Origin of the sequence: Pseudomonas sp. MWU13-2105, assembly GCF_023242315.1 — a bacterium.
Lineage (GTDB): Bacteria > Pseudomonadota > Gammaproteobacteria > Pseudomonadales > Pseudomonadaceae > Aquipseudomonas.
This window is the reverse complement of record NZ_JALLIY010000006.1, coordinates 146974-167330: the sequence shown is the minus strand read 5'-3', so window position 1 is coordinate 167330 and position 20357 is coordinate 146974. Positions and strand designations below refer to the sequence as shown.

At 66.4% G+C, this 20357-nt stretch carries 7 protein-coding genes; 4 read left to right on the top strand and 3 right to left on the bottom strand.

What is annotated here, in order from left to right; translation table 11 throughout:
- Positions 1 to 15 precede the first annotated feature (15 nt).
- Complete coding sequence (locus M5B96_RS10510) at positions 16 to 13047, top strand: non-ribosomal peptide synthetase (protein ID WP_248796649.1); 13032 nt, start codon at positions 16 to 18, stop codon at positions 13045 to 13047.
- A gap of 127 nt (positions 13048 to 13174) precedes the next feature.
- Here the strand turns inward: M5B96_RS10510 and dsbG are convergent, their stop codons facing one another.
- The 3 genes from dsbG to dsbD are packed head-to-tail and all read right to left on the bottom strand — an operon-like array spanning position 13175 to position 16541.
- Positions 13175 to 13954 carry a thiol:disulfide interchange protein DsbG gene (dsbG, locus tag M5B96_RS10505; protein ID WP_248796648.1) on the bottom strand — a complete coding sequence of 260 codons (780 nt, stop codon included), beginning with the start codon at positions 13952 to 13954 and terminating at the stop codon, positions 13175 to 13177.
- On the bottom strand, positions 13930 to 14799 hold the full coding sequence (locus tag M5B96_RS10500; RefSeq protein ID WP_248796647.1) for a TlpA disulfide reductase family protein: 870 nt from the start codon (positions 14797 to 14799) through the stop codon (positions 13930 to 13932). Before M5B96_RS10500 ends, dsbG begins: the two co-directional genes overlap by 25 nt.
- A complete protein-coding gene (gene dsbD, locus M5B96_RS10495) occupies positions 14799 to 16541 on the bottom strand; it encodes a protein-disulfide reductase DsbD (RefSeq protein ID WP_248796646.1) in 1743 nt (580 codons plus the stop codon). Before dsbD ends, M5B96_RS10500 begins: the two co-directional genes overlap by 1 nt.
- 192 nt (positions 16542 to 16733) lie before the next feature.
- Here dsbD and M5B96_RS10490 point away from each other — a divergent pair, with 192 nt between their 5' ends.
- The 3 genes from M5B96_RS10490 (at position 16734) to M5B96_RS10480 (ending at position 20300) form a co-directional block, all read left to right on the top strand.
- Positions 16734 to 17414 carry a response regulator gene (locus M5B96_RS10490; RefSeq protein ID WP_248796645.1) on the top strand — a complete coding sequence of 227 codons (681 nt, stop codon included), beginning with the start codon at positions 16734 to 16736 and terminating at the stop codon, positions 17412 to 17414.
- The gene (locus M5B96_RS10485) at positions 17411 to 18736 is read left to right on the top strand and encodes an ATP-binding protein (protein WP_248796644.1); all 1326 of its coding nucleotides are present in this window, start codon (positions 17411 to 17413) and stop codon (positions 18734 to 18736) included. The genes M5B96_RS10490 and M5B96_RS10485 overlap by 4 nt, the downstream gene beginning before the upstream one ends.
- 151 nt (positions 18737 to 18887) lie before the next feature.
- Positions 18888 to 20300 carry an aspartate aminotransferase family protein gene (locus tag M5B96_RS10480; protein ID WP_248796643.1) on the top strand — a complete coding sequence of 471 codons (1413 nt, stop codon included), beginning with the start codon at positions 18888 to 18890 and terminating at the stop codon, positions 20298 to 20300.
- Positions 20301 to 20357: the final 57 nt, after the last annotated feature.

Sequence of the window (20357 nt, the reverse complement as noted above, 5' to 3'; positions counted from 1 at the left end):
TCAGGCAGGAATACCATGATGGATGCGTTCGACCTCCCCAGCACCCTGGCCCAGGCCCTTCAACGTCGCGCGGCGCAGACGCCGGAGCGGCTGGCCTTGCGCTTTCTCGCCGAGAACCAGGAGCAGGGCGCGCTGCTCAATTACCGCGACCTCGACCTGCGGGCGCGGACCATCGCGGCGGCCTTGCAGGCCACTGCCCAGGTCGGAGATCGGGCGGTCCTGCTGTTTCCCAGCGGCCCGGACTATGTCGCGGCGTTCTTCGGCTGCCTGTATGCCGGGGTTATCGCGGTGCCGGCCTATCCGCCGGAGTCCGCCCGGCGTCACCATCAGGAACGCCTGCTGTCGATTATTGCTGACGCCGAACCGCGCCTGGTCCTGACCCAGGAGGCCTTGCGCGAACCGCTGTTGCGGATGGCCGAGCTGTCCGCCGCCGGGGCTCCCGGCTTGCTCTGCGTCGATCGGTTGGACAGCGCGCTGGCCGCCACTTGGAACCCACCCGAGCTGCGCGGCGATGACATCGCTTTCCTGCAATACACCTCCGGTTCCACCGCGTTGCCCAAGGGCGTGCAGATCAGCCACGCTAACCTGGTGGCCAACGAACTGCTGATTCGTCGTGGTTTCGGTATTGATCTCAACCCCGATGACGTCATCGTCAGCTGGCTGCCGCTCTACCACGACATGGGCCTGATCGGCGGATTGTTGCAACCGATCTTCAGTGGCGTGCCCTGTGTGCTGATGTCGCCGGCCTATTTCCTGGCCCGCCCGTTGCGCTGGTTGGAGGCGATCAGCGAATACGGCGGCACCATCAGCGGCGGCCCGGACTTCGCCTATCGGCTGTGCAGCGAGCGGGTCAGCGACAGCGCGCTGGCGCGCCTGGACCTGAGCCGCTGGCGGCTGGCCTATTCCGGTTCCGAGCCGATTCGCCTCGATACCCTGGAGCGTTTCGCCGGGCAATTCGCCGCCTGTGGTTTCAACGCCGATGCCTGGTTTGCCTCCTACGGCCTGGCGGAAGCCACCCTGTTCGTCGCCGGTGGCCAGCGTGGCCGGGGAATTCCCGCGCTGCGCCTGGACGATGCGGCCCTGGCGCAAAATCGCGCGCAGCCGGGCAACGGCAACGTGGTGATGAGTTGCGGCAGCGGCCAGCCCGGGCATGCCGTGCGGGTGGTCGAAGCGAACACGCTGCAAGTGCTGGCCGACAACCAGGTTGGCGAGGTCTGGGCGAGCGGGCCGAGTATCGCCCTGGGCTACTGGCGCAACCCCGAGGCCTCGGCCAAGACCTTTGTCGAGCACGCCGGGGCGACCTGGCTGCGCACCGGCGACCTGGGTTTCCTGCGCGACGGCGAGTTGTACATCACCGGGCGGCTGAAGGACATGCTGATCGTGCGTGGTCAGAACCTCTATCCCCAGGACATTGAACAGACCATCGAACGCGAAGTGGAGGTGGTGCGCAAAGGTCGGGTGGCGGCGTTTGCGGTCAGCGAGCAGGGCGAGGAAGGCATCGGCATCGCCGCCGAGATCAGCCGCAGCGTGCGCAAGATCCTGCCGCCGCAAGCCCTGATCCAGGCGATCCGCCAGGTGGTGGCCGAGGCTTACCAACAGGCGCCGAGCGTGGTGGTGCTACTCAACCCGGGGGGGCTGCCGAAGACTTCCAGCGGCAAGTTGCAACGTTCCGCCTGCCGCAGCCGTCTGGTCGATGACAGCCTCGACGCCTATGCCGTATTCCCGGATCGCGCGACAGACGCGGAGGCGGATGTGGCAGCGGCGGTGGATAACACCGGCAGCGAACTGCAAGCGCTGATCGGCCGAATCTGGTCCGAACAGTTGCAGGTTGCGCAAGTCGCCAGCGAAGACCATTTCTTCCTGCTGGGCGGCAACTCGATCCTGGCGACCCAGGTGGTGGCGCGTCTGCGGGAGGCGCTGGGCATCGAACTGAACCTGCGCCTGTTGTTCGAAGCGCCGACCCTCGGCGCTTTCAGCGCACAAGTGGCACGCTTGCAGCAGGACGGCGGCCTGGCCCAGGGCGCGATTGCCCGCCTGGCGCGTAACCAGGACCTGCCGCAGTCCCTGGCGCAGAACCGCCTGTGGTTCCTCTGGCAACTGGACCCGCGCAGCAGCGCCTACACCATCCCCGGTGCCCTGCGCCTGCGCGGCGAGTTGGACGAGGCGGCGCTGCGCGGCAGCTTCCAGCAATTGATCGACCGCCACGAATCCCTGCGCACGCGCTTCCTTGAGCGCGACGGCCAGGCCCTGCAGCGAATCGAAGCCAGGGCCGACTTCGAATTGCACTGTATCGACCTCGGCGAATTGCCCGCGGACGCCCGTGCCGCCCGGGCCCGACAAATCCGCGAGGACGAAGCGCGCAGCCAGTTCGACCTGGAAAATGCTGCGCTGCTGCGGGTGACGCTGGTGCGCCTGGACGAACAGGAGCATCAGTTGCTGGTGACGTTGCACCACATCATCGCCGACGGCTGGTCGTTGAATATCCTCATGGACGAGTTCGCCAGGCTTTACGCCGCCACGACCCAAGGCCAGGTTGCCGAGCTGGCGCCATTGCCGTTGCAGTATGCCGACTACGCCGGCTGGCAACGCCAATGGCTGGCCCGGGGCGAAGGCCAGCGGCAGCTGGATTACTGGAAAACCCGCCTGGGCGGCGCCGAACCGCCGACCCTGGACCTGGCCACCGACCACCCGCGCTCGGCGCAAAAACGCTACAGCGCCGAACGCTTGACCCTGCGTCTGGACAAGACGCTGGGCGAGGCGGTGCGCCAGACCGCCCAGGCCTTCGAGTCGACGCCGTTCATGCTGCTGCTGTCGGTGTTCCAGGGGCTGTTGCACCGCTACAGCGGCCAGCGGGACATCCGCATCGGCGTGCCCGGCGCCAACCGTCCGCGCCTGGAAACCCAGGGCCTGATCGGCTTCTTTATCAACACCCTGGTGCTGCGGGTCGAGCTGGACGCGCGCCTGCCGTTCAGCGCGCTGCTGGCCCGCACCCGCCAGGCCATGCTCGAAGCCCAGGCGAACCAGGACCTGCCCTTCGAACAACTGCTCGAAGCCTTCCCGCAAGCCCGCGAACAGGGCCTGTTCCAGGTCCTGTTCAACCACCAGCAGCGTGACCTCGGGGCTTTGCGCCGTTTGCCCGGCCTGCTGGCCGAGGAGTTGCCCTGGCACAGCCGCGAAGCCAAGTTCGACTTGCAACTGCACAGCGAGGAAGACCGCGGCGGTCGCCTGAGCCTGTCCTTCGACTACGCCGACGAGTTGTTCGACGCGCCGACCATCGAGCGCCTGGCCGGGCATTTCGTCAGCCTGTTGCGTGAAGTCTGCGCCCAGCCACAGCGGGCGATTGGTGATGTAGCGCTGCTGGATAACGCTGAACAGGCGCAGCAGATCGAATGGGCCGCGGCGGCCTGTGCCCCGGCCCGGCAATGGTTGCCGGAGCTGCTCGAACAACAGGCCCGGCTGACCCCGGAGCGCATCGCCTTGCTCTGGGAGGGCGGTAGCCTCGACTTCGCCAGCTTGCACACCCAGGCCAATCGCCTGGCCCATTACCTGCGCGACAAGGGCGTCGGCCCGGACGTACGGGTGGCGATTGCCGCCGAGCGCTCGCCGCAACTGCTGATCGGCCTGCTCGCCATTATCAAGGCCGGCGGCGCCTATGTGCCGCTGGACCCGGACTATCCGGCCGAGCGCCTGGCCTACATGCTCGCCGACAGCGGCGTCGAATTGCTGCTGACCCAGAGTCATCTGCTCGACAGTTTGCCGCTGGCCCCCGGGGTCAGCGCCATCGCCCTCGACCTGCTCAAGCTCGACACCTGGCCGAGCCAGGCGCCGGGCCTGCACCTGGAAGGCGAGCACCTCGCCTATGTGATCTATACCTCCGGCTCCACCGGCCAGCCCAAGGGCGTCGGCAACACCCATTCGGCCCTGGCCGAACGCCTGCAATGGATGCAGGCGACCTACAGGCTGGATGAAAGCGACGTGCTGATGCAGAAGGCTCCGATCAGCTTCGACGTGTCGGTCTGGGAATGTTTCTGGCCGCTGATCAGCGGCTGCCGCCTGGTGCTCGCCGGGCCTGGCGAACACCGCGACCCGCGGCGAATCGCGCAACTGGTGCAGACCTACGGCGTGACCACGCTGCACTTCGTTCCGGCGTTGCTGCAACTCTTCGTTCATGAGCCGCGGGTGTCCGTTTGCGGCAGTTTGCGGCGGCTGTTTTCCGGTGGCGAAGCCTTGTCCGCCGAACTGCGTGACCGGACCCTGGAAGCCTTGCCGAATGTGCAATTGCATAACCGCTATGGCCCGACCGAAACCGCGATCAACGTGACCCACTGGCACTGCCAGGTCACGGACGGCGAGCGCTCGCCCATCGGCCGGCCGCTGGGCAACGTGCTTGTGCGGGTCCTCGATGCCGAGCTCAATCCGCTGCCCGCCGGTGTCCCCGGTGAGCTGTGCATCGGCGGTATCGGCCTGGCCCGGGGTTACCTGGGGCGGCCGGGGTTGACGGCCGAGCGCTTTGTCGCCGACCCGCTGGGAGAGGCGGGCGCTCGCCTGTACCGTAGCGGCGACCGGGTGCGCTGGAATGCCGATGGCGTGCTGGAATACCTCGGCCGTCTCGACCAGCAGGTCAAGCTGCGCGGCTTGCGCCTGGAGCCGCAGGAAATCGAAGCACGGCTGCTGGCCCACGACGAGGTGGCCCAGGCCGTGGTGCTGGTACGCGAAAGTGCGGCCGGCGCACAGTTGATTGGCTACTACACCAGCGCCGTCAACGACGGTCCCGAAGCACAGCAGAACCAACGCCTCAAGACCGCGCTGGCTGCCGTATTGCCGGACTATATGGTGCCCGCGCAACTGGTGCGCCTGGACGCCATGCCCCTGGGCCCCAGCGGCAAGCTGGATCGCCGGGCCCTGCCGGAACCGCAGTGGCAGCTGCGCGAGCACCTTGAGCCGCGCAGCGCGCTGGAGCAGCAGATCGCCGCGATCTGGCGCGAAGTGCTCGGCCAGCCGCGCATCGGCCTGCGGGATGACTTCTTCGCCCTTGGCGGTCATTCGTTGCTGGCCACCCAGATCATTTCCCGCACCCGCCAGGCCTGCGATGTCGAGCTGCCGTTGCGGGTGTTGTTCGAAGCCAGCGAACTGGCGGCTTTCGCCGAACAGGTCCGGCTGCTCCAGGCTTGCGGTCGACGTAACCTGCAAACCGCGATCCAGCCGGTCGACCGCAGCCGGCCGGTGCCCTTGTCCTATTCCCAGCAGCGCATGTGGTTCCTCTGGCAAATGGAGCCGGACAGCCCGGCCTACAACGTCGGTGGCATGGCGCGCTTGAGCGGGGTGCTGGACCTGGGCAGTTTCGAGGCGGCGTTGCAGGCGCTGATCCGGCGCCACGAAACCTTGCGCACGACCTTCCCGAGCGTCGATGGCGTGGCCTGTCAGCGGGTCGCGGCGGAGACCGGCCTGCGCCTGGCGCTGAAGGATTTCTCCGCCTTCGATCGTGCAACGTCTGAGCAGCGCCTGCGGCAACTGGCGGACAGCGAGGCGCACCAGCCGTTCGACCTGGAAAGCGGGCCCTTGCTGCGGGCCTGCCTGGTCAAGGCCGGCGAGCAGGAACATTACTTCGTCCTGACCTTGCACCATATCGTCACCGAAGGCTGGGCGATGGATATCTTCGCTCGCGAACTGAGCGCGCTCTACGAAGCCTTTGCCGAAGGTCGCGAGTCGCCGTTGGCGCCACTGGCCGTGCAGTACCTGGATTACAGCGCCTGGCAGCGCGAATGGCTGGAGTCCGGCGAGCGCCAGCGCCAGCTGGATTACTGGACCGCGCAACTGGGGGACGAACACCCTTTGCTGGAGCTGCCCGGCGACCGTCCACGGCCGCCGGTGCAAAGCCACCGCGGCGAGCTGTACCGCTTCGATCTCGACGACGCCCTGGCCGCACGGGTTCGTACTTTCAATGCCGAACACGGCCTGACCCTGTTCATGACCATGACCGCCGCCCTGGCCGTGCTGCTCTATCGCTACAGCGGCCAGGGCGACTTGCGCATCGGCGCACCGGTGGCCAACCGGATCCGCCCGGAAAGCGAAGGCCTGATCGGCGCCTTCCTCAATACCCAGGTGCTGCGTTGCCGGCTCGACGGCCAGATGCGCGTCGGCGAACTGTTCGAGCAGGTCCGGCATACCGTGATCGAAGGCCAGTCGCATCAGGACCTGCCGTTCGACCAACTGGTCGAGGCCCTGCAACCGTCACGCAGCGCGGCCTACAACCCGCTGTTCCAGGTGATGTGCAATGTGCAGCGCTGGGAGTTCCAGCAAAGCCGGCGCCTCGGCGGGATGAGCGTGGAGTACCTGGTCAACGATGCCCGGGCGACCAAGTTCGACCTCAACCTGGAAGTCACCGACCTCGACCAGCGCCTGGGTTGCTGCCTGACCTACAGCACCGACCTGTTCGACGAACCGCGTATCGCGCGCATGGCCGGCCATTGGCGCAACCTGCTGTCGGCCTTGCTGGACGATCCGCAACAACGCCTCTGCGAGCTGCCGCTGCTGCTGGCCGACGAGCAACAGGCGTTGCACGACAGCCTCGCGATCGAGGCCGGCGAACAGCGCCTGGACCAGTGCATCCAGAGCCTGTTCGGCCAACAGGTCGTGGCCCGTCCGGACGCTCCGGCGCTGACCTTTGCCGGCCAGACCCTGAGCTATGGCGAGCTCGATAGTCGCGCCAATCGCCTGGCCTGGCGCCTGCGCGAGCAGGGCGTCGGCCCGCAGGTACGGGTCGGCCTGGCGCTGGAACGCTCGCTGGAGCTGGTGGTCGGTCTGCTGGCGATCCTCAAGGCCGGCGGCGCCTATGTGCCGCTGGACCCGGAGTACCCGCTGGAGCGCCTGCATTACATGATTGAAGACAGCGGCGTCGGCTTGCTGCTGAGCCACTCCGCCTTGCTCGACGCCCTCGGGCCACTGCCCAGCGGCGTGGCGAGCTGGTGCCTGGAAGAGGACGGCCCGACCCTGGCCGACTATCCCGCCAGCGAGCTGCCGTTGATCAACTTGCCGCAGCATCAGGCCTACCTGATCTACACCTCCGGCTCCACCGGCAAGCCCAAGGGCGTGCTGGTATCCCATGGCGAAATCGCCATGCATTGCCAGGCGGTGATCCGGCGTTTCGCGATGCGGCCCGACGATTGCGAACTGCATTTCTATTCGATCAACTTCGATGCCGCCACCGAGCGCCTGCTGGTGCCGCTGCTCAGCGGTGCCCGCGTGGTACTGCGAGCCCAGGGGCAATGGGATGCCGAGCAGATCTGCCAGTTGATCGACCAGCAGCAGGTCAATGTCCTCGGTTTTACCCCCAGCTATGGCAGCCAGTTGGCGCAATGGCTGGCGACCCAGGGCCGGACCTTGCCGGTGCGCCTGTGCATCACCGGCGGCGAAGCCCTGACCGGCGAGCACCTGCAGCGGATTCGCGCGGCGTTCAAGCCGCGGCTGTTCTTCAATGCCTATGGCCCCACGGAAACCGTGGTCATGCCCCTGGCCAGTCTCGCCCCGGAGCAGTTGGCGGAGGGCGTCGCCAGCGTACCGATTGGTCGCATGGTCGGTGCGCGGGTGGCGTTTATCCTCGATGAGGACCTGGCATTGCTGCCACAAGGCGCCACTGGCGAATTGTATGTCGGCGGCGCGGGCCTGGCCCAGGGTTATCATGAGCGTCCCGGCATGACCGCCGAGCGTTTTGTCGCCGATCCGTTCTCGGCCGATGGCGGGCGCCTGTACCGTACCGGCGATCGGGTGCGCCAGCTGGCCGACGGTCAGGTGGAGTACCTCGGGCGTGTCGACCAGCAGGTGAAGATTCGCGGTTTCCGCATCGAGCTGGGGGAGATCGAAAACCGCCTGCTGGAACATCCGGCGATTCGCGAGGCGCTGGTCCTGGCGCTGGAGATGCCCGGCGGTCGGCAACTGGCGGCGTATCTGAGCAGCGCCGTGGCCGCGCAGGGCGATGCCGAACAGGCGGTCTTGCGCGAGGCGCTCAAGCTGCATCTCAAGCGCCAGTTGCCGGACTATATGGTGCCGGCGCACCTGATCCTGCTGGAGCAGATGCCGCTGACCGGCAACGGCAAGCTCGATCGCCGCGCCTTGCCGGCCCCCGATCCGGAGCTCAACCGCCAACGCTATGTGGCGCCGGGCAACGAGCTGGAGCAGTCCCTGGCGGCTATCTGGCGCGAAGTGCTGAACCTCTCGGCAGTGGGCTTGCACGATAACTTCTTCGAACTGGGCGGCGACTCTATCCTGTCGATCCAGGTGGTCAGCCGGGCGCGGGCACAGGGGATTCATTTCAGTCCCCGCGACCTGTTCCAGCACCAGACCGTGCAAAGCCTGGCGGCGGTGGCCAGCCGCAGCGAGCGGCGCGTCGCCGAGCAAGGCCTGCTGAGTGGGGCCTCGGGCCTGACGCCGATCCAGCACTGGTTCTTCGAGAGCGCGATTGCCGAGCGCCAGCACTGGAACCAGGCGGTCCTGCTGGCACCGACCCGTCTCCTTGAACCGCATGTCCTGGAGCAGGCGCTGTTGACCCTGCTGGAACACCACGACGCGTTGCGCCTGCGTTTTACCCGGCGCCATGGCCAGTGGCTGGCGGAGTACGCGGCAGCGACGCGAGCCAGTGTGTTGCAGCAGGTCCGTGTCGCGGACTTCACGCAGTGCACCGAGCTCTACAGCGAGGTCCAACGCAGCCTCGACCTGCAACAGGGGCCGTTGCTGCGGGCCTTGCTGGTGGACGGGCCGCAGGGGGAACAACGCCTGCTGCTGGCGATTCATCACCTGGTGGTGGACGGCGTTTCCTGGCGCATCCTGCTGGACGATCTGCAAACCGCCTATACCCACTTGATCGACGGCCAACCTGTGCAACTGCCGGCCAAGACCAGCGCCTTGCGCGACTGGGCGGCGCGCTTGCAGGCCTATGCCGGCAGTGAATCGCTGCGCGAAGAAATGGCCCTCTGGCAGGCGCGACTGGCTGGCCCGGTGGCCGAGCTGCCCGGACTGAATCGCCAGGGTGGAGGGCACAACCGCCATGCGCAGAGCCTCAGCGTGCGCCTGCCGGCGGCGCGCACCCGGGCCTTGTTGCAACAGGTCCCGGTGGCGTATCGCAGCCAGGTCAACGACTTGTTGCTGACCGCCCTGGCGCGGGTTATCTGTCGTTGGACCGCTAGCGATTCGGCGCTGATCCAGCTCGAAGGCCATGGCCGCGAAGGCCTGTTCGACGAGATCGACCTGAGCCGTACCCTGGGCTGGTTCACCAGCGCCTACCCGGTGCGCCTGACCCCATGCCTGATCGAAGAGGCCGCCGGACAGGGCGCCTCGATCAAGGCAATCAAGGAGCAATTGCGCGGTGTGCCGCACAAGGGCCTGGGCTATGGCGTGCTGCGCTACCTCGCTGACCCGGCCCATCGCGCGGCGCTGGCGGCCTTGCCGCAGGCGCCGATCACCTTCAACTACCTGGGACAGTTCGACCATGGTTTTGGCGACGCGGCGCTGTTCCGGCTGCTGGACGAATCGGCGGGGCAGGCCCATTCGCCGGAAGCGCCGTTGCCCAACGAGTTGAGCATCGACAGCCAGGTGTATGGCGGTGAACTGGTGCTGCGCTGGACCTTCAGTCGTGAACGTCTCGCCCCACAGACCGTCGCCGAACTGGCCCAGGCCTACCTGGGCGAACTGGACAGCCTGATCGAACACTGCCTGAACGACGGCAACGGCGGCCTGACCCCGTCGGACTTCCCGCTGGCGCGCCTGACCCAGCCGCAGCTCGACGCGCTGCCGGTGCCGGCCGCGCGGATCGAGGATGTCTATCCGCTGACGCCGATGCAGGAAGGCCTGTTGCTGCACACCTTGCTGGAACCGGGCACCGGCCTCTATTACATGCAGGACCGCTACCGTATCAACAGCGAACTGGACCCGCGGCGTTTCGCCGAGGCCTGGCAGCAGGTGAGCGCCCGTCACGAAGCCCTGCGCGCGTCGTTCTGCTGGAACGTCGGCGAAGACATGTTGCAGGTTATCCACAAGCCGGGCAGCACGCCCTTCGAATACCTGGACTGGAGCCTCGAAGCCGAGGCCAGCCATGAACCGCGCCTGCAGGCCTTGCTCGAAAGCGAGCGCGAGGCCGGTTTCGATCTGCTCCGCGAGGCACCGTTCCACCTGCGCCTGATCAAGCTCGGCACGGCACGCTACTGGTTCATGATGAGCAACCACCATATCCTGATCGATGCCTGGTGCCGCTCGTTGCTGATGGACGATTTTTTCGAAATCTACACGGCCCTGGGCGAGGGCCGTGAAGCGCGGCTGCCGCAGCCGCCGCGCTACCGCGACTATATCGGCTGGCTGCAACGCCAGGACCTGGGGCAGGCCCGGCAGTGGTGGAAACGCAACCTGCAAGGCTTCGAGCGCGCCACCCATATCCCGAGTGACCGGCCGTTCCTGCGCGAGCATGCCGGGGCTACCGGCGGCATGCGGGTGGGAGACTGCCATACCCGTCTCGATGTCCGGGATGGCGCACGCTTGCGCGAGCTGGCCCAGCAACATCAACTGACCGTGAACACCTTTGCCCAGGCGGCCTGGGCCTTGCTCCTGCGCCGCTGCAGCGGTGATCGCGACGTGCTGTTCGGCGTCACCGTGGCCGGTCGGCCGGTGGACATGCCGCAGATGCAGCGCACCGTCGGCCTGTTTATCAACAGCATCGCGCTGCGGGTGAAACTGCCGCCGGACGGCGTGACTTGCAGCGTGCGCGATTGGTTGAGCGGGCTGCTGGCGCACAATATGGAACTGCGCGAGTACGAATACCTGCCGCTGGTGAATATCCAGGCGCACAGCGAACTGCCCAAGGGGCAACCGCTGTTCGACAGCCTGTTCGTATTCGAGAACGCCCCGGTGCAGGTCTCGGTACTCGACCATGCGCAGAGCTTCAACGCCACCTCGGACTCGGGCCGGACCCATACCAACTTCCCGCTGACGGCGGTCTGCTATCCGGGCGATGACCTCGGGCTGCACCTGTCCTACGACCGGCGTTATTTCGAGGCGGCCAGCGTCGAGCGCCTGCTTGGCGAATTCAAACGCCTGTTGCTGGCCTTGATGGACGGTTTGCACGGCGATATGGCCGATTTGCCGCTGTTGGGCGAGGGTGAGCGCGAGTTCCTGCTGCACGGCTGCAACCAGAGCGAGCGCGCCTACCCGCTGGAGCAGAGCTATGTGGCGCTGTTCGAGGCGCGGGTGGCGCAACATCCGCAACGGATCGTGGCGAGTTGCCTGGATCAGCAGCACAGTTACGAGCAATTGAACCTGGGGGCCAACCGTCTGGGGCATGCGCTGGTTCAGGCCGGTGTCGGTCTCGATCAGCCCGTGGCGCTGCTGGCCGAACGCGGTCTGGAGCTACTGGGCATGATCGTTGGCAGCTTCAAGGCCGGCGCTGGCTACCTGCCGCTGGACCCGGGCTTGCCGGGCTCGCGCCTGAGCCGGATCGTCGAGTTGAGCCGCACGCCGTTGCTGGTCTGCACCCAGGATTGCCTGGAGCGGGCGCGGGGGTTGCTGGAAGCGCTCGCCGAATCGCTGCGACCGCGGCTGCTGGTCTGGGAAGAGGTTCAACAGGGCGCGTACGCATCGTCCAACCCCGGTATCCACAGTGGCCCGGACAATCTGGCCTACGTGATCTATACCTCGGGTTCCACCGGTTTGCCCAAAGGCGTGATGCTGGAGCAGCGCGGCATGCTCAACAACCAGTTGAGCAAGGTGCCATACCTGCAACTGGGCGAGGCGGATGTGATTGCCCAGACGGCCTCGCAAAGTTTCGATATCTCGGTCTGGCAGTTCCTCGCCGCGCCGCTGTTCGGCGCGCGGGTGGCGATCGTGCCGAATGCCCTGGCCCATGATCCGCAAGGCTTGCTGGAACATGTCCGGGAGCGGGGCATCAGTGTGCTGGAAAGCGTGCCGTCGTTGATCCAGGGCATGCTCGCCCTCGACCCGGTCAGCCTCGACGGCCTGCGCTGGCTGTTGCCGACCGGCGAGGCGATGCCGCCCGAGCTGGCCTATCAGTGGTTGCAACGTTATCCACAGGTCGGGCTGGTGAATGCCTACGGTCCGGCGGAGTGTTCGGATGATGTGGCGTTCTTCCGCGTCGACGAGGCTTCGACGCGCGGGAGCTACCTGCCGATCGGCCTGCCGACCGACAACAACCGCTTGTACCTGCTCGACGGTGCCGATGAACTGGTACCGCCGGGTGCGGTGGGTGAGTTGTGCGTGGCCGGGACCGGGGTCGGTCGCGGTTATGTCGGCGACCCGCTACGCACCGCGCGGGTATTTGTGCCGCATCCGTTCGGCGGGCCGGGCGAGCGCCTGTATCGCAGCGGTGACCTGGCGCGGCGACGTGTCGACGGGGTGCTGGAGTATGTCGGGCGGATCGACCATCAGGTGAAGATCCGTGGTTACCGGATCGAACTGGGGGAAATCGAGGCGCGCCTGCATGAGCAGCCGGAGGTCCGCGAGGCGGCGGTCGGGGTTCAGGACGGTGTCAACGGCAAGCACCTGGTGGGTTACCTGGTGGCGACGGATTCGGCCCTGGGTGCCACCGAGCGGCTGGAGCGGATCCGGCAGCGTCTGCGGGCCGAGTTGCCGGAGTACATGGTGCCGTTGCACTGGTTGTGGCTGGACGCCTTGCCGTTGAACGCCAACGGCAAGCTCGAGCGCAAGGCCTTGCCGGCCCTGGCGATCGGCCAGTTGGCCAGCCGGGACTACCTGGCCCCGCGCAACGAACTGGAGCAGACGTTGGCCGGGGTCTGGGCCGAGGTGTTGAAGGTCGAGCGGGTCGGGGCGCGCGACAATTTCTTCGAACTGGGCGGGCACTCGCTACTGGCCACGCAGATCGCCTCGCGGGTGCAGAAGGTCTTGCAGCGCAACGTGCCGCTGCGGGCGATGTTCGAGTGCGGCACGGTGGAGGCGTTGGCGGTTTATATCAATGGGCTGGAGGCCAATGAGATCAGCGAGGAGCAGGTCGATCGCCTGAGCGACCTGCTGGCGGAGCTGGAGGGGTTGTAATGAGAGCCTGCTGTCGAACCCTGAAGGATCTCTGAAGGAACACTTGTGGCGAGCGGGCAAGCCCGCTCGCCACAGGACCGCACTCGGTTTTAAATCGTCTTAACTGGCAATGGGGTAAGCCTGGCGCTTACTTCGGCCCGAGAATCTTCACCAGCTTGTCCGGCGACGGTGCGCCCTGCTGCTGTTGCAGGTCGCCATTCTCATCGAGATAGAAAATCGCCGGGGTGGCCGACAGCTCCAGGTCTTCCATCAACTTCATGTTGGCATCGAGCTTGGCCTGGATATCCGCCGGAATCGTGTCCAGCGGCTTGAGCTTGCTGCCCTTGCCGGCCTTCTCATGGTCATGCAGGGCCAGTTGCGGGTCCTTGGCGGTAAACAGCGCGGCGGCCTTGGCCGCGCTGTCCTCGCGGATGATCCCGACCATGATGTGGCGCAACTGCACCTTGCCGGACTCGACCCATGGCCGCGCCTGTTCCCAGAACATGTTGCAGTACGGGCAGTTCGGGTCGCTGAACAGATAGACGGTGCGCGGCGCATCCTTCTTGCCGTCCTCGATCCAGTTGCTCTTCTCCATCTGCCCCCAGACCTGCTTGGCCATCGGCGCATACACCAGCTTGTGCAACGGCGCCTGGGTCAGGTCATTGCCGTCGGCGTCATACAGGTTGCCGGCGACCACGTGCTTGCCATCGGCGGTCAGGTACAGCGCCATGCCCCGGTTCTGATACTGCGCGGCATAGCCGCGCAGGCCTCCCGGCGCGTCGAAGCTACCGACGATTTTCGCGCCCTTGGCTTCGATGCTCTTGATCGGCGCGGGCAGTTCTTCGGCCTGCGACACAGGCGCTTGCAGCAGCAACGCGCCCAGCGCGGTGCTCAGGCTCAGGTTCAGCAGGTGGCGGTGGAAGGGCATAGCGGTTTCCTTGCTGTGGCAGGTACGGCCGAAGTGGATTTGGGCGGACCGAAGTTTTCCAGGGCCCGGGCCAGGCTGGCCTCGGACAATTCGCCCAGGTGGGTGCCGAGCAGGCGACCTTCGGCGTTGTACAAAAGGGTGGTGGGCAGGGCCATCGAGCCGACGCTCTGGGCCAGTTTGCCGGTACCGTCGAACAGCACGTTGTTCAGGTTCAGGCCCTGGGTCATCAGGAAGGTGCTGACGCTCTGCATGCTTTCGGCCTGATTGACGAACAGGAAGGTCACGTCCTGGCGTTCATGCTGGGCTTTTTGCAACACCGGCATTTCCCGCCGACACGGTGGGCACCAGGTGGCCCAGAGGTTGATCACCAGCGGGCCGCCCTGGTAGTCGCGCAACTGCACCTCCTGACCCTGGGCATTGCGCAGGGTGATTTCCGGCAGGTGCGTGCCTTGTTCATAGAGGGTCATCGACAGGCTGGCGAGCAGCCAGAACGCCAGGCCGCTGCCCATGCCCAAGCCCAGCGGCCGGCGCAGGGCCGGACGCCGCCAGCAGAAGAACAGCGCGCCCAGCAGCAGCGTGAGCAAGCCCGGCCAGGCGAGGAAGCCGCCGTCGCGGATATCGAGCATCTGCAACGGGTCGTCGCGGAAATACGCCCAGTAGGCGATCACGAAGCTGACCCGCGCGATGAGCATGGCCAGCATGAACAGCCCGAACAGCACCGACTCCGGGTTTTCCCCGCCCCTTTTCGCCACCCGCCAGCCCACCAGCGTCGCCAGGGCGAGGGCGAGCAGCAACAGCAGGTGGTTGATCGACAGGGCGAAAGTGCCGAGGGTCAGGGTGAGCATCAGCGAGCGTCCCGTGTGCTGTTCCAGTTCTGCAGAAAAGTCTTGGCATCGACTTCGCCGGTAATCCGGCTGGCCCGGCGTTCCTCGCCGTCCGGCGCGAGCCACAGCAGGGTCGGCGGCCCCGGTACTTCGTAGCGGCCGAGCAATGCGCGGCTGGCGGCGTTGTCGTTGGTCACATCCAGGCGCAGCAGGCGTACATCGCCCAGGGCGGCCTGGACCTCGGCGCGGGAAAAGACGGTTTTCTCCATGATCTTGCAGGACACGCACCAGTCGGCGTAGTAATCCACCAGCACCCATTGGCCCCGGGCCTTGGCCGTGTCCAGTTCGCGCTGCAGGGCGGCCGGGTCATCGAGGGTGACAAAGGCATCGCCGGTCGCGCTCGCGCCGTTGGCCGCGGCCGCCCCGGTATAGACGTGCAGCGGTCGCCACAGCTCGGTGCTGCCACCCGCGGCCCCGACCACCAGCAGCGAACCCCAGAGGCCGAGCAGGACGCCGGCACAGGTGCTGAGCAGGGCGGTGGCGCCCGGCTGGCGCGTCTGTTGCCAGATGCAGCTGCAGGCGACGATCAGCAGCAACGCGCCCCACAGCGCGAGCCACAGCGACTCGTTGACCACCGGCCGGATCATCAGCACGGCGGTGCCGAGGAACAGGAAACCGAACACCGCCTTGACCCGGTCCATCCAGGATCCCGGCTTGGGCAGGAAGCGGCTGCCGACGGTCACCAGCAGCAACAGCGGCAAGCCCATGCCGATGCCCATGGTGAACAGCACCAGGCCGCCTTCGACGATATTGCCGCTCTTGGCGATATACAGCAGGGCGCCGGCCAGGGGCGCGGTCATGCACGGGCCGACCAGCAGGCCGGAAAGCGCGCCGAGCACCCCGGCTCCCACCAGGCTGCCGCCGCGGCGGCCGCTGCCGGCGTTTTCCAGGCGATCACGCAGGGCCGCCGGCAATTGCAACTCGAAGAAACCGAACATCGGCAGGGCCAGCACCACGAACAGCGCGGCGAAACTGCCCAACAGCCAGGGTTGTTGCAGCAGCGCCTGCAAGTTGCCGCCGAGCAGGGCCGCGAGCATGCCCAGCGCGGCGTACACCAGCGCCATGCAGGCTACATAGCTGCCGGCCAGGGCAAAGCCCCGCCGTGGACTGGCGCCACTGCCCACCACCAGGCCGGCGAGGATCGGCAGCATCGGCAGCATGCATGGGGTGAACGCCAGCAGCAGGCCGAGGCCGAAGAAGGCCAGCAGGCTCCAGCCCAGGGCGTTGTGTTGCAGGTTGGCGGCCAGGGATTGGTCCTGTGCCTGGCCTTGCGCCTTGGCCGCCGGGGGCTTGCCACCCAGATCGACGGTCTTGCTCTGTGGCGGGTAGCACAGGCCGGCGTCGGCGCAGCCCTGCCAGCCGACGTTGACCCGGCCAGTGGCGCCTGCCGGGATCAGCAATTCAAGCTCGCTGCGATGGACCTGCTGGTCGCCGAAGAACTCGTCGCTGTGGTGCTCGCCTTCGGGCAGCGCGGGTCGTTGGGCCGGGTCGAGGCCGTCGAGCTTCAGGCGTTTCTGATAGAGGTAGTAGCCGTCGGCGATCTGCCAGTACAGCCGGGTTTGCCCCGAGGGCAAGGTTTCGCTGCTGAAGTTGAAGGCCTTGTCGACGGGCAGGAAGTCCGGTTTTTTTACCGCGAACGGATCGTTACCGGCCTGGGCCAGGCCTGCGAAAAGGACAAAAACAAAGGTCAACAACCAACGCATAAAAAAGCCTTAGAAACGTGGCAAGTGGGGCCAGCCTGCAAGCAGGCGATTAACCGATCATTAACCCGATATTATCCGGGTTGTACACGGACTTTGCAGGCGCGGGGCGATTAACTGTTCTGCGGCTATTGGCGGCATAATCGTCGCTTAATCCATTTGCGTTCCAATTGACACATTTGCGCAGGTATCCCCATGCATGTACTGGTTTGCGAAGACGACGAGCTGATTGCCAGCGGCATCAAGGCCGGCCTGACCGCCCAGGGCATGACCGTCGAGCATGTCGCCAGCGCCGCGGCCGCGCGAGCCATGCTGCGCGCGGCGGAGTTCGACGTGATGGTACTTGACCTTGGACTGCCCGACGAAGACGGCCTGAAACTCCTGGCGCAACTGCGCCAGAAGGGCCTGGAGATTCCGGTGCTGATCCTCACCGCCCGCGACTCGGTCACCGACCGGGTCGACGGCCTGCAGGCCGGTGCCGACGACTACCTGCTCAAGCCCTTCGACCTGCGCGAACTCTTCGCCCGCCTGCAAACCCTGCTGCGGCGCGTGGCCGGGCGCAGCGTCAACCTGATCGAGCACGGCGTCCTGAGCTACGACCCGAGCAGCCGCGTGACCCTGCTCGACGGCCAGCCGGTGGACCTCTCGCGGCGCGAACAAGCCTTGTTGCAGGCGCTGTTGCACAATCGTGGCCGGGTCCTCTCCAGCGAGCAACTGAAGGACAGCGTCTACGGCTTCAGTGACGAACTGGAAAGCAATGCATTGAACGTGCATATCCACCATCTGCGGCGCAAATTGGGCAATGGCATCGTCGAGACCGTTCGCGGCCTCGGCTATCGACTGGGCCCGGCGGGTAACGAGGACTCCGCGTCATGATGAGCCTGCGTTTGCGCCTGAGCCTGACCATCGGCGCGGCGTTCATCCTGATCTGGGCCCTGGCCGCGACCTGGATGCTCAGCGACCTGCGGCACCAGATGATGTTTTCCCTCGACCAGCGCCTGGTGGCGTCGGCACGCATGGTCGCCGGGCTGCTGGAGCAATTGCCGCCGATTTCGAGCAAGGGCGACGGCACCCATTTCAGTGCCGAACAGCTTAATATTCCTGGTGGCATGGCCTGCCAGGTCAGTTCCCTGCGCGGCGAGATCCTCGCCCGCAGCCACAATAACCCGGAACAGGCCCTGGAGGACCGGGCCGCCGGCTTCCACGACCAGATGATCGACGGCGCGCCCTGGCGCAGCTTCACCCTGGTGCGTGGCGATGTGCACATCACCACCGCCGACCGCCAGGTCGAGCGCGAGGCACTGAATCTCTCGGTGCTGCTGGCGGCCTCGGTGCCGGTCGGCGTGGCCCTGCTGGGCTGCCTGTGCCTGCTCTGGCTGGGGATCGGCCAGGGCCTGGCGCCGCTCAACCGCATGCGCGATGCCTTGATGCGGCGTAGCGCCGACTCCCTGGAACCCTTGCAGGTGCAGCCGTTGCCGCGCGAGTTGCAGCCGCTGCTGGACACCCAGAACCAGCTGTTCCAGCGCATCGGCAAGACCATCGAGCGCGAGCGTCGCCTGACCGGCGATGCCGCCCACGAACTGCGCAGCCCGCTGACCGCGATCAAGACCCACCTGCAAGTGGCGCGCATGACCGAAGGCGCGGCCCGTGACCAGTCCCTGGCCCACGCCGAGGCCGCTACCGACCGCCTGCACCGGACCCTCGAGCAGTTGCTGCTGCTGGCGCGGGTCGAAGGCAGCCTGTCGTTCGACGACGGTGTGCAGTGCAATGCCGAGCAGGTGGCGCGCCTGGCGATCCAGGATTCGGCCAATGGCAACCGTGGCCGTATCGCCTTGCACCTCGCGGAAAACTTCTCCGCGGCCCCACTGGAAATGCCTTCGACCCTGTCCATCGCCGCCTTGCGCAACCTGCTGGACAACGCCCTGCGCCATACTCCGGGCGATGCCCCTGTGGAATTGAACGTGGAAACCATCGGCAACCGCGTGCGCTTCCAGGTCCGCGACCACGGCCCGGGCATCGCCCCGGACGATCTGCAACACCTGACCCAGCGTTTCTGGCGCAACAGCACGAGCAGCGGTTGCGGCCTGGGGCTGGCGATTGTCAACGCCATCGTCCAGCGGTGCGGTTGCGTGCTGCACTTCGACAGCCGTCCCGACGGGCTGCGGGTCGAGCTGACCATGCCGTTGCGGGCAACCTGAACCCTCTCGCGTAAAAAACTCCTGATGCAAAGCGCCGCCCGGGTGTAAATCCTGGCGGCGCTGGTGCGTTTCCAGAACACAAAGCCTGCAGGCATTCGCGTGCGGGCACGGGGTTTTGGTCAATATCAGCCGAGTATTGAGGGATCGAGAGATGTCAGTCGCTACCAGCCTTATCGAAAAGCTACCGGTCGCCGCCAGTCAGCTGCCGGTTGGCACGCTCTATCAGTTCGACGAGTCGCCGATTCTGGCCCGCCAGAGTCGCCAGGAATCCAGCGCCCGGAGCTACCCACGGCGTATCCCGCTGGCGCTCAAGCGTGCCGGGGGCCTGTATGTCGAGGATGTCGAGGGCCGGCGTTTCATCGATTGCCTGGCCGGGGCCGGGACCCTGGCGTTGGGGCACAACCACCCGGTGGTGATCGAGGCGATCCAGCAGGTGCTGGCCGACGAGCTGCCGCTGCACACCCTCGACCTGACCACGCCGGTCAAGGACCAGTTCGTCCAGGACCTGTTCGGCTTGTTGCCCAAGCCCCTGGCCAGGGAAGCGAAGATCCAGTTCTGCGGCCCCACCGGCACCGATGCGGTGGAAGCCGCGTTGAAACTGGTGCGCACGGCGACGGGGCGCAGCACGATATTGTCCTTCCAGGGCGCCTACCACGGCATGAGCCAGGGCGCCCTGAGCCTGATGGGCAGCCTGGGGCCGAAAAAGCCATTGGGCGCACTGCTGGGCAATGGCGTGCAGTTCCTGCCTTATCCTTACGACTACCGTTGTCCGTTCGGTTTGGGTGGCGCGCAGGGGGTGAAGGTCAATTTGCATTACCTGGAAAACCTGCTGAACGATCCCGAGGGCGGTGTGCAGTTGCCGGCGGCGATCATTGTCGAAGCGGTGCAGGGCGAGGGCGGCATGATCCCGGCGGACCTCAACTGGCTGCGCGGCCTGCGGCGGATCACCGAGCAGGCCGGCGTGGCGCTGATCGTCGACGAAATCCAGAGCGGTTTCGGGCGTACCGGCAAGATGTTTGCCTTTGAACACGCCGGGATCATTCCGGACGTGGTGGTGATGTCCAAGGCCATTGGTGGCAGCCTGCCGCTGGCGGTGATGGTCTATCGCGACTGGCTCGACACCTGGGCCCCGGGCGCCCATGCCGGGACCTTCCGCGGCAACCAGATGGCCATGGCCGCCGGTTCCGCGGTGATGCGTTATCTCAAGGAGCACGATCTGCCGGCGCATGCGGCGGCCATGGGCGCGCGCTTGAGCGAGCACTTGCACACCTTGCAGCAGGATTTCCCGCAGTTGGGCGATATCCGTGGGCGCGGCTTGATGCTGGGGGTCGAGTTGGTTGATCCGAGCGGCATCCCGGATGCCCAGGGCCATCCGCCGGCCTTTGCGCGCCTGGCGCCGCTGATTCAGCGCGAGTGCCTCAAGCGCGGATTGATTCTCGAACTGGGTGGGCGCCACGGCGCGGTGGTGCGGTTCTTGCCGCCGCTGGTGATCAGTGCGGCGCAGATTGACGAAGTGGCACGGATTTTCGGCGCGGCGCTGGCGGCGGCGGTGGCCGGTCTGTAATTTTTTGCCGGGTTCGAACGTTTCCTTCTACACGAGCGCTGCGCAGCTGGCGCGGCG

What these genes read in the sequence shown, in the direction of transcription:
- M5B96_RS10490 (WP_248796645.1), top strand. Translation starts at nt 16,734, where the DNA reads ATGCATGTACTGGTTTGCGAAGACGACGAGCTGATTGCCAGCGGCATC.
- M5B96_RS10480 (WP_248796643.1), top strand. Translation starts at nt 18,888, where the DNA reads ATGTCAGTCGCTACCAGCCTTATCGAAAAGCTACCGGTCGCCGCCAGT.
- dsbD (WP_248796646.1), bottom strand. Translation starts at nt 16,541, where the DNA reads ATGCGTTGGTTGTTGACCTTTGTTTTTGTCCTTTTCGCAGGCCTGGCC.
- M5B96_RS10500 (WP_248796647.1), bottom strand. Translation starts at nt 14,799, where the DNA reads ATGCTCACCCTGACCCTCGGCACTTTCGCCCTGTCGATCAACCACCTG.
- M5B96_RS10485 (WP_248796644.1), top strand. Translation starts at nt 17,411, where the DNA reads ATGATGAGCCTGCGTTTGCGCCTGAGCCTGACCATCGGCGCGGCGTTC.
- dsbG (WP_248796648.1), bottom strand. Translation starts at nt 13,954, where the DNA reads ATGCCCTTCCACCGCCACCTGCTGAACCTGAGCCTGAGCACCGCGCTG.
- M5B96_RS10510 (WP_248796649.1), top strand. Translation starts at nt 16, where the DNA reads ATGATGGATGCGTTCGACCTCCCCAGCACCCTGGCCCAGGCCCTTCAA.